General features: G+C 48.8%; 6 protein-coding genes. 2 read left to right on the forward strand and 4 right to left on the reverse strand.

Translation table 11 applies throughout. From position 1 onward, the window contains the following. Window positions 1-23: 23 nt before the first annotated feature. The 4 genes from BMW65_RS18815 to BMW65_RS18830 form a co-directional block, all read right to left on the reverse strand. Window positions 24-767 (reverse strand): LOG family protein, encoded by a 744-nt coding sequence (locus BMW65_RS18815; protein WP_090607790.1) that lies wholly within the window; start codon window positions 765-767, stop codon window positions 24-26. A gap of 101 nt (window positions 768-868) precedes the next feature. Then, the gene (locus BMW65_RS18820) at window positions 869-1,771 is read right to left on the reverse strand and encodes a PorP/SprF family type IX secretion system membrane protein (protein ID WP_090607792.1); all 903 of its coding nucleotides are present in this window, start codon (window positions 1,769-1,771) and stop codon (window positions 869-871) included. Between the two features lie 21 nt (window positions 1,772-1,792). After that, window positions 1,793-8,518, reverse strand: coding sequence for an FG-GAP-like repeat-containing protein (locus tag BMW65_RS18825; RefSeq protein ID WP_177181218.1), 6,726 nt, complete (start codon window positions 8,516-8,518; stop codon window positions 1,793-1,795). A 67-nt stretch (window positions 8,519-8,585) separates the two neighbouring features. Then, window positions 8,586-9,800 (reverse strand): DUF418 domain-containing protein, encoded by a 1,215-nt coding sequence (locus tag BMW65_RS18830; RefSeq protein WP_090607796.1) that lies wholly within the window; start codon window positions 9,798-9,800, stop codon window positions 8,586-8,588. 740 nt (window positions 9,801-10,540) lie between these two features. Between BMW65_RS18830 and BMW65_RS18840 the strand changes: the two genes are divergently transcribed. Both BMW65_RS18840 and BMW65_RS18845 read left to right on the forward strand, forming a co-directional pair. After that, the gene (locus BMW65_RS18840; RefSeq protein ID WP_177181219.1) at window positions 10,541-14,452 is read left to right on the forward strand and encodes a hybrid sensor histidine kinase/response regulator transcription factor; all 3,912 of its coding nucleotides are present in this window, start codon (window positions 10,541-10,543) and stop codon (window positions 14,450-14,452) included. A gap of 53 nt (window positions 14,453-14,505) precedes the next feature. Then, window positions 14,506-15,255: a LytR/AlgR family response regulator transcription factor gene (locus BMW65_RS18845; RefSeq protein ID WP_090607802.1), complete on the forward strand. Its 750-nt coding sequence runs from the start codon at window positions 14,506-14,508 to the stop codon at window positions 15,253-15,255. Window positions 15,256-15,302: the final 47 nt, after the last annotated feature.

Here is a 15,302-nt window from a genome sequence, read left to right on the forward strand (position 1 = left end):
CCATATCCGCTGGATTTCCGTCATCAAGCCCCGTTCAGTTTCTTCTCACCCAACAGCCACGCCGCTTTCCGTGGCGGCTCCAGCTTGATACCCGGCGATATCCGGGCATGTTTGCTGATATGCGCCACCACCTCCTCCACGGAGTCGGTAAAAAGCAGCAGATCCATGTCTTCGGGGCTGATGGTTTTTTCCGCTACCATATGCCGGACGTGAGCAATGGCTGCCTCATGGAAGCTGACCCCCATCACCACCATCGGAAACCGGTCTATCTTGCCGTTCTGGATCAGCGTCAGCGTTTCGAAAAATTCATCCAGCGTGCCGAAGCCCCCGGGTAGTACGATAAAGGCAAAAGAGTATTTCCGCAACAGTTCCTTACGGACAAAGAAATATTCCAAGGTCACAAACCGGTCGAGGTACGGATTGTGACCTTCCTCATGCGGCAAAACAATGTTGCACCCCACCGACAGTGCACCGGCCTCCCGGGCACCTCTGTTGGCGGCTTCCATGATACCCGGTCCGCCGCCGGTCATAATGGCAAATCCCAGTTTGCCGATCTCTGCAGAGACCCGTCGCGCCAAGTCATAGTAAGGATGGTCTTCTTTAAAGCGTGCCGAACCGAATACCGTGACACAGGGGCCGATAAAGTGCAGTCCCCTGAACCCTCTGAGGAATTGGATAAATACGCCGCCTATATATTTGAGTTCTATCCAGCGGCCGCGGGCCCCTTTCAAGAACTTCTTTTCTTCTTTAATAAATGGATTGTTCATTGGATCAAAAAGATAGGGCGTAACCGTATTAAAAGCTGATTTCCAAGGAGCGGATGCGTATTCATGAGGTAAGTGAAGTCTTTAAAATATTGAACAGCTTATTAAAGTATTCCGGATGCGTGTCCAAAGCGGTAGCTGATCGCCAGTTCATGCGTGGTGTTACTGATACCGCGGCTCAGCGATTTGCTCCCAGGATTGAACTGGTAGCTGTAGCCAACCCCGAAGCCATTCACATTTACCTGCACCATTCCCGCCAGTTCCCCGTAGTTCCGTATGTTCATCCCAAGGCCGAACACCTTTTTCGCAAAAATTAGTACCCCGCCCTCCACCTGTGGGCGCAGGCTCTCCGAATGGGTCACCAGCAGCGATGGTCGCAGGTGGAAGTCCGCATTCAACGCGAACACCGCACCCGCCGTCAGATGGTACACGTTGCGGAAGCTGTAACGGTTTTCCCTGCCGATCCCCAGGCTGCTCAGCATCAGGCGCGGCAGCGACAGACCCACATAGTAGCGTTCGGGGCGGAAAACGACCACCCCGAATCCCACCAGTGCGTCCGTCTCCATCACATCCGCTCGGAATGCCGGATCCGAGGGATCCAGTTGCGAGAAACGCCCGTTCAGGTAACTCACCCCGGCATTCAGCGACAGCCCCACAAACTCCCTACTGGATATCCGTACCGATTTTGCGAAAAATGCACTTGCTTCCGTCAGCTTCTCCACACCGAGGCTTTCGTGGCGTATGTTGGCACCTGCCGTCGCCCCCAGGTTTTTAATCCCCATATATCCGCTGCCCCAGAACACGGTAGGGGCACCCTCCACGCCTATCCATTGCCTGCGGCCGATGAAGGAAACCTCGCCCTCCATGCGTATTAAGCTGGCCGCCGGGTTCAATGCGGTACGCAACTGTCCGTAATGGGTGGGGGTCAATGGCTGCTGGCCGTTTGCGGTCAGGCCGGCCGCAATCAACAGGACTGTCGATACAATGTTTTTTATATCCTTATTCATAAATTTATTCCCTGTAAAGCATCAATATGCCAGTACAAAATATCCCTTCTCATACGCCATTTTTCCATTCACCTGCACCTCCACGAGGTAGAAGTACGTCCCGGCGGGAAGCTTTTTCTCACTTGTGCCCACCCCGCGGAAAGCAACCCGGTCATTGTCGTAGTTTTCGGCGCTGTAGATGATGGTCCCGTTGCGGCTGAACAGCGTCACTTTGTTTTCCGGATAGTCGCGTATCCCCTCGATGATCAGGAATTCATTGATTCCATCGCCGTTGGGCGACACGGCAGGGTGTACCTTTACGGGTAGCTTAGCCGAGGGATCGGCCACACGCACGGTGGCCGTTACCGGTTCGGCAGGTTCGTGGTTGGCATCGCCCGCCTGTGTGGCCGTGATCCGCACCGTGCCCAGCCGATGGATGTGCAATGCGGTGCCCTCTACGGTTGCCACCAGTGGATCGTCCACCGACAGCACAACCGGCAGGCCGCTCGTTGCCGACACCGGTATTTCCACGCTTCCCGCATCCCAGCGGACTTCCGGCGGCACGGACAGCGTGATGGTCTGCTTAGCCTTCCCAACGGTGAGCACCTGCGACACTTCCGGCCTGTTTTCGTAGTTTGCGTTTGCCGGCACGGTAGCCGTAATCGTGGCGATACCCGCCCCGGTAATGTGCATTCGTCCGGCGGCCGATACGGTGGCCACCGCCGGATCACTGCTGCTGTAGATCACCTCCCCCTCACTGCTTGACACAGCCCCGGCATCAAAGTCCGCATCGCCGTATACTTTATCCGGCAGCCCGGGGAATTCCAGTGACCGCCATGCGGGTTCCACACGGAGTGTGAATGTCCTGCTCGCTGCCCTGTAGTTCCGGGTTTCCGGAGCGCTTACCGACACGGTATAAGTGCCTGCATCCGTATAGAAACGTGCCGGAAGATAAACCGGATCGGACTCCGGATGGTTTAGCCGCACCGCCAGCTCCTTCGGTTTCCCATCGTAGATGAAAAGCTGCGTGGTTTCTCCCAGTATCCTGCTTTCCGCTTTATTCACCGTCAGCATCACCTCTTTGCTGACCGTTGCATAGGCCGCATTATCCGGTATAAAGGTTACTTTCAGTGTATGGCTTCCTGCGGGCAGGGATGTGCCGGCGGCTGGCGCATACGTAAAGCTGCCCTTCACATCCGCCGTGCCGTTCAGCTCAACGCTACTTAAGGCCGTGCCGTAGGTGATGGCTGCGGGCGGGTACCAAGTGATCACCGGTGTACGCACGCCGGTGATCCTAAGCGCCATGATCCTGCTGGCAGCTTCATGGTTCCGGCTCTGTGCAGCACGGATGGTAATACGGTAGGTACCCGCGTCGGTATAGCTTTGCTGTGGATCGTAGGTGAGCGGACTCTCACTGTGATTCAGCGTTGCGATTACCGACTTGGGCGTGCCGTCGTAAACGAATGTCTGCACTGGGTCGGCCGTAATAACGGCCTGAGCCCGGTTGATAATAAGATCTGCGGTTAGTACTTTATCCACGTAATTCTGTTGCTTTATAGTTGCAGTGACTGTATAATCGCCGGCATTTACCTGGTCATTGCCGGTGTATGCCACGGTTGCATCCTGCGGCAATCCCGCAACAGCCAGCGATTTAACGCTGCCGTCATAGGTAAACGTTCCGTCGGCCAGCGTTACGCCGGCGATCGTCGCCGGTTTGATGACCAGGGTTACCCGGATAAAGGCCGCTTCGTAATTCTGGCTTTGCGCTGCACGTACCGTAATGCTGTAGGTACCCGCATCGGTGTAGCGCTGCTGCGGGTCATAGGCCAACGTACTTTCGCTGTGGTTCAGCGTTGCGATTACTGACTTCGGCGTGCCGTCATAGGTAAAGACCTGCTCACGGTCTGCCGAAAGAACAGCCACTGCACGGTTGATTACAAGGTTAGCCGTCAGGGTTAGGTCTTCAAAGTTCGGCTTGCTGACCACCGCTGTTACCGTGTAGCTGCCGGCATCGGTTTGGTCATTGCCGGTATATTTTACCGTCGCATCTGCTGGTGCTCCGGCTACAGCAAGTGACTTGACCGTACCGTCGTAAGTAAAGCTACCGTCCGCCAGGCTAATACCATGGAACTGGGCAGGTAGGATTTCGAAAGTTACCGTAACACTTGCCGCTTCATAATTCTGCGTTTGAGCCGCACTAATGGTGATCGGGTAAACGCCCACATCTACGTAACTCTGCTGCGGCGTATAGATCAGCTGTGTTTCATTATGGTTCAGTTCGCCGGTGGCGAATTTATCTTGCCCGCCATACACGAAGGACTGGTACAGGTCGGCCGTGATGACAGCCACTGCACGGTTGATGACCAGTTGGGCCGTTAAGGTCAGGTCATCGTGGTTCGTCTGGCTCACCACAGCGGTTACCGTATATGTGCCGGCATTGGTCTGGTCATTGCCGGTGTATTTAACCGTTGCATCCTGCGGCAAGTCGGCAACTGACAGACTGTGTGGCTGGCCATCGTACGTGAATGTTGCATCCGCTAGCGTTATGCCAGTGATCGTTGCAGGAGTAATGGTTAAAGTACCGGTCACATCCGCAGCCGTATAGTTCGGATTATCCAAACCGGCAACTACCGCATAGGTTCCCGCATCCGTTGGCGCAGTAGCTGAGCCATCATAGGTTACCGTAACGGAGCTTCCCAGCCCGGTTGGCGTTGTGGTTACCGTAACGGCTTTTGCCGTGCCATCATACGTCTGCGTAAGGTTGCTTAACGCAAGCGTGGCTGTGGCTTTGTTGACTATAAAGCCGGTTGTATGCTGCGGCGCAGCATTAAATTCATTGTTGCCCGGCTGATCGGCAGCCAGAGTAACCGTACCGGCGCCGGTAATCGTAATGATATTATTGCTGATGGTGGCCGGGCCGCTCACAATGCTGTAGACTACCGGAAGCCCTGAACTTGCTGTGGCTACATCAGAAATATCAAAATCAGGATCACCGTAGGTCTTGTCAGCTATCGGTGTGCCAATGGTAATGGTCTGATCGGTTTTTAACGTAGTTACATTCGCCGGATTATCGGTAGCTGTTGTCAGGTTATATAACAGATCGGTGCCGGAGCCGTTGTATTCAACCACCATTACCCGGTAAACGGTGTTAGGCAGTAAGCCGGTGACCGGAGTAGTATGGCCTATATCATTATAAATGCAGTACCAGTCGGAACCGTCTAGTTGCGTATCTGCTGTTCCAAAAGCACTATTTGCCTCGTAGGCCGAACCATTTACCAGAACAGGCGTGCCATTTTCAGTAGCGGCCATGAATACCGCACGGCCCTCACCATTACCATTGGTCCAGTTGATGCCCGTAGACGTATTTTTTGTATCAACGAACGTGATCCCGCTTGCCTGAACAGTAGGCGTGGCATGATAAGGTAATTCATAGGCGCCCATATCTATCTGGTCTGCCTGAATCCGGACATTGCCCGCCAAATCCCTGGCTCCGGCCTGTAGGGCATACCCCTCATTATTGGTTTGCGGGTCGCCAGCATCCACCGCCGGGCTGCCTTTCATTAACGAATAATCGCCATTGGCCGCATTGACAAACAAGGGATCGGCAACTAAATTGCTGCCGCTTTGTGACATGTTCGCGACTATACTGTAGGAGAAATTAGGTTGCTCGCCCCAATAGTAATAAGAAGCAGACTCGCTTTGTGAGTTTCCCCCCGCGCTATTGCCCCATATGATGCTGTTGCTAAGAATCGTAAGCTCCGGATTATCAAGTTGGTACAGACCGCCGCCATCCCATTCGGCCTGATTGCTCACTATGGTGCAGTTGTAAATGTGACACCATGCCTGACCATCGTTCATGATGGCACCACCGGATCTACCGGCTATGTTTCCTGTAAAGAGGCAATTCATGAATGTAGGATGCTGACTTGCGTCATTCGCTACGTTATAAACACCTCCGCCATAATCCATGGCCCGGTTGCCCGAGATGATGCAATTCGCTACTTCCAGGGCAGACCCCAAAATCACCATGCCTCCGCCAGAATAATTGTAACCGAGCCAACCATAAACAGTTCCATTGGCAATATTATTATCAGCATTCCCACCGGTAACGGTAAATCCGTCCAGCGTAGCGGTACCCATGTTATTAACCGCGATAACCACTTTATAAGTATTGTCGCTGTTGTCATGTGGCACCCCTCTGTCCCCGGAAAGTATGGTGACATTCCGCTGCCAGTTTCTTTGGTTGCGGTCGCTTTCTGTACCAGCAAAACCACCATAGACCTCCACATTTGCAACCATCTGAAAGGCGTTGTAGCGTGTGTTGTCTTTATCGTCATCGCCATCAAATGGGCTGTATAGTGGCTTATAAGTGCCTTTTGCCACCCAGATCTGCAAAGGGGCGGCAGTCCAGCTACTGGCATGTTGTTTTGCCCATTTTAATGCATCAGCCAGCTCTGGTATTGCGTTACCCCAGCTATTGCCAGAATGATCGCCATCCGGAACAGCGCTATTGACGTACAGAATACTGTTGTTGTCTGGCGTGATGTTTATTACAGGGATTACAGGTGTAAAGGAAGATTCAAATGCGCCCATGTCTACCTGACCGGCCTGAACCCGCATGTTGCCTGCAAGGTCCGTATTTCCGACTTGCACAGCGTAACCTGCAGTATTTGTTTCGGGATCACCGGCATTAATAGCAGGGCTTCCTGATTGTAACGAATAATCGCCGGCTGTTTCATTGGTAAATAGCGGATCGCCAAAAATATTGCCTGTGCCGGGAGTAGAAGCACCTTCAACTAAACTATAATTAACAGTGGTGTTAGCGCGATACTCGGTCCTCATGTTCATCGTATACAAGTAGCCTCCGCTATCCTTGTTACCGTATAGGATAGAGTTATTAATTATACTATTAGTTCCTTGGGCATTATTGATACCACCTCCTTGCTGACTGGCAATATTTGCGGTGATCGTGCAGTTCGTAATCACCGGCGAGCTGGAATTAAAATTGAATATCCCGGCAGCCCAGGTGGCATTGTTTTTAATAATTAGACAGTTAACGATCTGCGGCGAGGAGTTATCATTGCTAATGCCTGCGCCATCATTCGCATTATTGCCGCTTATAATGAGATTGGAAAGAACCGGGGATGAATTTTGGTTAGAAATACCACCGCCATGACCGGTAGGAAGATTACCTCCGGTAATGGTGAAGCCGTCTAAAACGGTCAGGTTCGATACATTGTTGCTGACAACCACCGTACTGCCATTACCCTGCAAAGTAGTTACATTGGTGTTCCGGTTGCGTTCGCTTCGTGAACTTTCTGTTCCGGCAAAACCGCCGTATATACCAACGCCCTCAACCATGCTGAAAGAGGTGTTAGCTGTCGGTTGATAAGTGCCGGCAGCTACCCAGATCTCATCATGCGGCGAGGCCGCATTGATCATGGCCTGCAGGTTGCCTGACGAATTCAACCAGCTGCTTCCATCGCCCGTACCGCGGGGCGTTACATAATACACTTTGGGTTGCAGCTCGCTGCGGAAGACAGAAAGTGTATTTATGGGGTTATTTACGCCGCCGTTGGCTACTACCAGGTCTGCCTTTCCATCCCCATCCAGGTCTCCCGTGGCAAGACTGAAGTGTCCGCTGCCCGCAGTATAGTCAGCCCTCGGCGCAAATGAGTTGGTGCTGATACTTCCTTTTGAAGATATGTTGAGGAAGACCGACATGTTCGTCGCGGCCTCGCCTATCACCGCCAGGTCGGGGCGTTGGTCTCCGTTAAAGTCCCCGATGACAACTTTTCGCGGACGGGCTGCCGTCCTGGTATCAACTCTCGGCGCAAACGATCCTGCGTTAATGGTTCCCGGCGTGGCGGTATTCCGGAAGATGGACAACTGTGCAGTAGCGTAATCAGTCGAGATCAGGTCCGGCTTTCCGTCACCATCAAGATCGCTGATAGCTATGCAGCTAGCATTACTTGGGACAGCAAAATCTACATTTGCAGGAAATGAGTTTACGGAAAGGCTACCCACAGACGCCGTGTTTCGGAATACGGATAGGCTGGGGTTGGTGTCGCTATTTCTATTGGTTATCACTAACTCCGGCTTTCCGTCACCGTCCAGATCGCCAATCGCTATGCTGACCGGCACTGTTCCCAGTGCCAGGTTGATCACGACAGGAGGTTCAAACGAGCTTTGTGTAATAGCTCCCGGCACAGAAATAATATTGTGATACAGGAAGATCGAATTGTTGAACGTATTGACAACTGCAAAATCCAGCTTTCCGTCACCATCAAGATCACCAACTGCCACGTCGGCGGGGCTGGCGCTCGCTGTAAAATCTACTTGATCTGCAAACGACGACGCGGTTATGCCGCCTGGCTGCGTCTTATTGCGTAATATCGAAACCGCGCCATCGGCGTCATTTGTTATGATCAGATCGGGCTTTCCATCACCATCCAAATCACCGATAGCCACAGCCCTCGGCCCGCTTAAGGTAGCATAATCAACTTTGGCAGCAAAAGAGCCGACGCTGATCGTGCCGGCCGACGAAATATTCCGGTAGACCGAAACGGTATTATCATCCTTGTTTAGTGCCACCATTTCCGGTTTGCCGTCTCCATCCAGATCGGCAATGGCAACGTTCACAGGATTCCTTCCCGTTGCAAAATCGACCTTTGGCTTAAGATCGTAAAGCAGCATTGCACCTGCGGAAGAAACCAAACAGGTATGGCATACGATGGTGGAAAAAATAAGGTAGAACTTTTTATTCATAGTGGCAAATTGGATAGCTTTCTGACTTATTGCGGTTTGGTTTTCTTGACATATGTATAGGTTGGCGCTATGCTTCATGTGTCTTTTGGTAGTGCTGCCGGTAAATGAACCACCTCCACAGTCTTTCCAATGGGCCACTTTGATAATACCGAAGCCAGAGGGTACTCAGCATGACCTGAACAGCATAGATAACCACCGCACATATTGTCGCTCCCAGCAACGTGAGTTTACCCGAAAGGCCAAAGCCGTAGCCATAAAATAAGACCATACAGATCAAGGTCTGCGAAAGGTAATTCGTCAGTCCAAGGCGTCCGGCATTAGCGATCCATTGCCAGAACCGAGAACGGATATTTTGCAAAGCAATAACCAGAAAAATGAGGTAAATAATAGTAAGTATTGGGGTACCGACAAATGTGCACAGTGATCCGAACAGCTTCGCGTATTTCCCTGGACTCAATGGTAGTATAAATTCGAGGCAACTGATACATTTCAGGGCAAGGCCGAGCGGCAACAGCTGCACTGCAGCCGTTTTCATTTGTTGCCGATATCTGCCAATTTGCGAAAACAGGTCAAGTTTTCCGGCAATCAAACCGAGCAAAAACATGATCTCATAATGTGCCAGATTCGAAAGGCCGCTTTTTGCCAGCAATACATATAACATTGCTACACCCAGTTTCTGTAAACGAAGGATATCGATCAACGTACCGTGTTGCCACGTTTCTACTATCATCATCACCACTGAATCCGTTTCCCGAACATGAGCAGCATTTTCCGCCGCCGACGGGGACAAAAAAATCGTGGACAAAACTTGAAATGCAACGCTGGCCAGGCTGATGGCAATGATCCAGTTTTTCAATGACCGGACGGATTTTTTATTAAAGTACAGCAGTGTAAAACCAAGGAGCGCATATTTGTGCAGCACATCACCGAACCAGAAAATGAAGGCATGAACAAGCCCAAGAAATAGCAGGAACCATAACCGCCGTTTGAATAAACCGTCGCCATCCAGTTTGTTGGCAACCGATTTTTGCATCATCAAATGGAAGCTCAGGCCGAAAAGGAAACTATATATCGTATAAAACTGTCCCTTGATGAATACATGGATCAGGAACTGAACAGGCGCATAGGTTTCCGGCCGATCCAAGTGCAATGCGTACACCTGTCCCGGCCTGAGAAAAGCAAATAAAGTATACGTTTGGATATTAAAGATAAGGATGCCTAAAAGTGCGATTCCACGAATAATATCAACCGTAAAAACGCGTTGATTAATAGATTGATTCATAGCATTGCCATATTTTTAAGCTCTATCATCATGTTTCAATTAGATGGTATCCACCAAAAAAAACAACGCAATTCCCGCAAATGATATCCAGGCAAATGCAAGGAAAGACTTTTGAAGCTGTCTGGATCGGATGATATCTGCTACCCTCCCTGAATTTTTTAATCGTCCAGACCGATGCTTCTGGATTTTGTAAAGCAAAAAGGAAACAAAACAACATATAGCGAGCAGATCCACTATAGGCCAATGCGTAATGCTAAAAGTCATAGACAGATAAATTGTGTTTTTAATGGAATTGATCGCAAAAGTAGCCCGCAGTGTAAAGGGGGCTCATAAGGTTTGTTTCAGCAGTATATAAATATTGTTTCGCTGATGACTCTTATAGCTGATGCTCGTCTTATAACAAACTGATTCCAACACCTGGCAGGATGAGAATTTTTAAATTACTGGTAAGAACACACGGTTAAACATGCACCACTGGTAGCGAAGACTCATTGAGCGCTCTGCCTGATTGAAACAATATCGATAAGGAAATTGCACATATTTTATAGCCTATAAAAGATAGAAAGACCAATATTGCAAAGACTTTTTGCGAGTAGTAAGATTAATTATGCCTACGGATAAAGCAGATTACTTAAATGGATAACAAGTATCATTTATTACTTACATTTCACCCCAAATCATCCTGCCATACGTCTCTCAATAGAAATGAGACTATGTACAAAACCATTCAATTAAGCTGCTTGATATTTTTTTTATTTGTCCAAACCAGCGCTCCCGGCCAGTCCCTGAAGCCGCTTATAAAAAACGACGAACTACCCCAGTCCTTCGTATCGGGATTAGTGCAGGATACTACAGGGTTTATTTGGGTAGCTACCCTTAACGGATTGGCCAGATTCGATGGACACCAGTTTAAGATTTACCAGCATCATCATGACGACCCGCGGTCCATCGCATCTAACCTAATCATTTCCCTAAAAGAAGATCGTCACGGCGATATTTGGATAGAGCATGATTCGGGACAGATTGACCAATTAGCGGCGTCTACCGGAACTATCACGCATTTTCAAGCGATAAATTTTTTGAGAAAAACCGAACCCCGATATATCCGCAAAGCGTGGACCATTGATGCCGATCATACTTTTTGGGCCATTACTCCGACTAATGAATTAACCAGCATCCCGGAAAATGGCAAAAAACCAAGCTTTTATCAATTTACTGCAGGCGAAACCTTAAGCGGGGTTTTTGAGGATTCCAAGAACAATCTCTGGGTTTTAGCGCACAAGGCTATCTATTTATTTGATAGGAAACAGAAAAGATTCCAGCGTTACGCCATCCCGGGAAAACAATTATATCCTCCAGCGCTGGAAACATTCGGACAGATCGTTGATATTCATCAGCGTTTAAACGGCGAATTAATGTGGGCAGATCGGCAGGCACTATGGCTATTTGATACACAGAAGAAGAGGTTCAGAAATATTCCGTTGCCCAAAATATATAAATCAGTCGTTATGTGGATACGAAGCGGTCCGGACGGCAAAGCGTATTTTGAAACAGGCGGGGACGTGTTTCGATTTGATGATCCCGATCTAATACATATATCAACTCAACAGGAAACGCACCCGCTCGATGTCACTTCCTTTTTGGTTGATCGCCAGGGCCTTATTTGGGTGGGAACAAATGCGCAGGGAATTTATCGACTCGATGTGTCTGCACCACATTTTGATTCTTTTCAAGGGGACAGGCAGTTTCCGTCAGAATTGCTGCTGCAACAGTTGAATATATCGTTCTCCAGGGAATTTAACTGGACCGCTCAGGACAAGTCGACTTCCAATGCCGGATACCATTTTCGGTCCTTTTATGAACCTAACGGTCGGTTATGGATGGCACTTAAGAAAACGGTCTGCTATTATGATCCGAGGACAAAAAGATGCATTAAATTGCCGGTGGTCCCCTTCCTGGACGACGCGGCATCATTGCCTTCTACCATCAAGGGGTTAACCATTGATCCGATTGGTTGTATATGGGTGATCAGCTCTAAGGGACAGCTAATGTTTTTTGACAAGAAAGCCGGCGTATGGCACCCGTTCTGGGATCACGGCCAGCTTAGAAAATTAGTTAATCCCGATCTTTTGCCGCAAGATATGTGCTATGACGACGATAAACTCTGGTTAACCACGGAGCATGACGGACTGATAATTATCGACCTTAAAACGGACAAAATCAAACAAATAAAAGCGGCCAAAGGCGGGCTTCCTTCAAATCAATTACTTGGATTGTTGCCACAACGCCAAAAAGCTGACCATATCTGGATTGGCACCTATGAGGGACTGGTTTGCCTCAACAAAAAAAATCTATCCGTGAACGTGTTCTCTTTAGATGAAGGGCTGCCAGACAATAACGTTTATTCTGTACTTGAGGATACACAGGGTTTTCTTTGGTTGACAACCAATAAAGGGTTATGCAGATTTGACCCGGTAACCCATCGTGTCCGCATATTTAAGACTACGTACGGACTACCGGGAAACGAGTATAACAGGTTTCACCATTTCAAATTGCCTGACGGTAGGATTGCTTTTGGGGGGCCATACGGCTGGACGGTATTCGATCCATCAAAGATTACGGACGACCGTTATCAACCCCAAGTGGGTCTTACAGATTTACAGATCAATAACAAAACCCACATAGCGGAGCCTTTGAATGACGGTCATCGGTTGGTGTTGCCCTATGACCAAAACACACTCAAATTCAGTTTTGCAGGTTTTCAGTATAATCTGCCGGACGAACTGGTGTATCGCTACCGGCTCATTGGCTATGATAAAAACTGGGTGCCAAGCGGCCATGCCACGTTTGCACATTATACCAGGGTTCCGCCCGGAAAATATGTCTTCCAGGTAAACACTTCGAATACCTCGGGTATGTGGAGCAAGCATACCAAGTCATTGCTGATCACCATTGAGGAGCCTTGGTGGAATACCTGGTGGGCATACCTGATTTATCTGATTATCGGTTGCGGTGCCATCTGGCAATTTATCGCCTACCGTGTCAATAGCAAGGTTTACCGTCGGGAGCTGGCCTTAAAACAACAGGAGACAGCCCAGCTAAAAGAGCTGGATAAAATGAAGGATACATTCTTTTCTAACATCACCCATGAGTTTAGAACTCCATTATCGTTAATATTAGGCCCCGCGGAGAGACTCCGTACCGTAAATCTCAGCCGTGCCGAGCAGGAAAGTCTGGCGATGGTGATCAAAAAAAACGCTGAACGTTCACTTGAACTGATCAATCAGCTTCTGGATTTTGCCAAGATAGAGTCAGGCACAATAAGACCGATACTAAAGACGGGAAGCCCCGCTTTCGTCATACGGGCTTCACTGGATTCTTTTCTGGCAATAGGGCGTGAAAAAGGCATTAAACTCTCCTTTACCGATTTGACCGAAGGCCAGCTGTACCGCTTTGACAGTGACATGCTGGAAAAGATCGCCTATAATATGATTTCCAACGCCGTGAAATTTACGCCATTTGGGGGACATGTTGTATTGCACCTGCTCAATGGGGCAACAGGCGTAAAACTGATCGTCCGGGACAACGGAATAGGAATCCCTGCGGAGCAACAGCAATTGATATTTAAACGTTTTTATCAATTGGATCCAAACGGAAAGCAAACCTTATCAAAAGGCACCGGTATCGGTCTTGCGCTGGTACAAGAACTTGTTAATATACAGGGCGGCAAAATTACTGTTGAAAGCAAAACGGACAACGGTAGCTCTGGGACCATATTTTTAATCAGTCTGCCTTACAAAAAAGCCGACAGTCAAGGTGAGGACTTGGCTCAAGGGGGTTCCGTTAAGCATGGAATACTGATACGAAAAAACGACGCTGATCAACCCAAATGCAATATCCTGTTGGTAGAAGACAATGATGAACTTGCAAACTACGTCATTGGGCGCCTTTCCCCGATGTTTAACATACAACGAGCAGTGAATGGCCAGGAAGGCCTTGACTTGGCGGTGAAAAACTTCCCTGATATTGTCATCAGTGATATTCTCATGCCGGTAATGGACGGCTATGATTTTTGCAAAAAGATGAAGGAAGATATACGAACGAGTCATATACCCATCATCCTATTAACCGCAAAAAATTCACAGGAAGATCGTATGGAGGGTTTAGCGAGTGGGGCCGATGCTTACCTCATCAAGCCATTTTATGAGACTGAATTACTGTTAAAAATACAAAATCTGTTACAACGGCAGGCAAAGCTAAAAGAACATCTTCGAAAGCAACTGACCTCACCGGCATCGGTCATACAACTGGAAAACCCGGAGGATAATGACGCGTTTATCTCCAAGCTACATGGATTTATAGAAGATAATTTAGATGACTCATTGTTTAATGTTGAGGAATTGGTCGTTCTGACCGGAATAAGCAGAACGAGTCTTCACCGGAAAGTGAAAGCCCTGTCAGGACTTACAACCAGCGAATTTATCCGCAATTATAAGTTAAAAAGAGCGACTGTATTTCTTTTAGAAGGCTTATCCAGTACGGTAGCAGCTAATAAAACCGGATTCAGCAGCCCGGCCTATTTTACCAAATGTTTTCGGGAACTGTATGGCATGACTCCTAGTGAATTTATCAGACAAAGTACCAAGATTTAAGGCTGAGGAGGCATTTAATCTATGCTATAACTTTTTTACAATTAATCCCCGCTATGATCCAGACAATTATCATTGACGACGATCCGCACTGCGTCTCAGCCTTATTACACGACTTGGCCCGGTTATGTCCACAGATCCGTGTGGTCGCCACGTGCCAGTCGGGTAAGAAAGGTATCGCCGCAATCCGGAAACACAATCCCGAGCTCGTTTTTCTAGATATCGAAATGCTGGCGATGGATGGTTTTGATATGCTGGAGACCCTAGGAGAAGGCCGTGGGTTTCAAGTTGTGTTCACAAGTGCTTATGATGAATTTACCTTGAAAGCCATCCGCATTAATGCAGTGGACTACCTACTGAAACCCATTGGCGAAGCGGAGTTGACACAGGCTGTAGGTCGGGTTGAGCGGCATTTAAAAACCACTATGCATACAGATGAGCATATTAGCAATCTACTCCGCCAGATCCAGCGCGACGACGAACAGCACATCGCATTGCCCAATCGGAACGGTTACGAATTTATTAGTGTCCATGATATCATTTATTGTCAGGCAGACCGCTCGTATACACTTTTTAAATTGACCGATGACCGTAAAATATTGGTTTCCAAGGCATTAGGAGAAGTCGAGGAGTTACTGCCTGAACGGTTTTTTGTAAGGATACACCACTCGACGGTAGTGAATATCAAGAAAATCGTTCACTTAAGGAAACTAAAAACGAGTGTGATAGCACTAACCAATGGCGAATATTTGAATGTATCACGAGCCAGACGGCACGAATTGTTGCTACGGATGGGGGTAAAGTAACGGAAGAGGAATACACTTTATGACGAAAGGCAGGCCTATTAAGAGAC

The organism is Parapedobacter koreensis, assembly GCF_900109365.1.
GTDB classification, from domain to species: Bacteria; Bacteroidota; Bacteroidia; order Sphingobacteriales; family Sphingobacteriaceae; genus Parapedobacter; species Parapedobacter koreensis.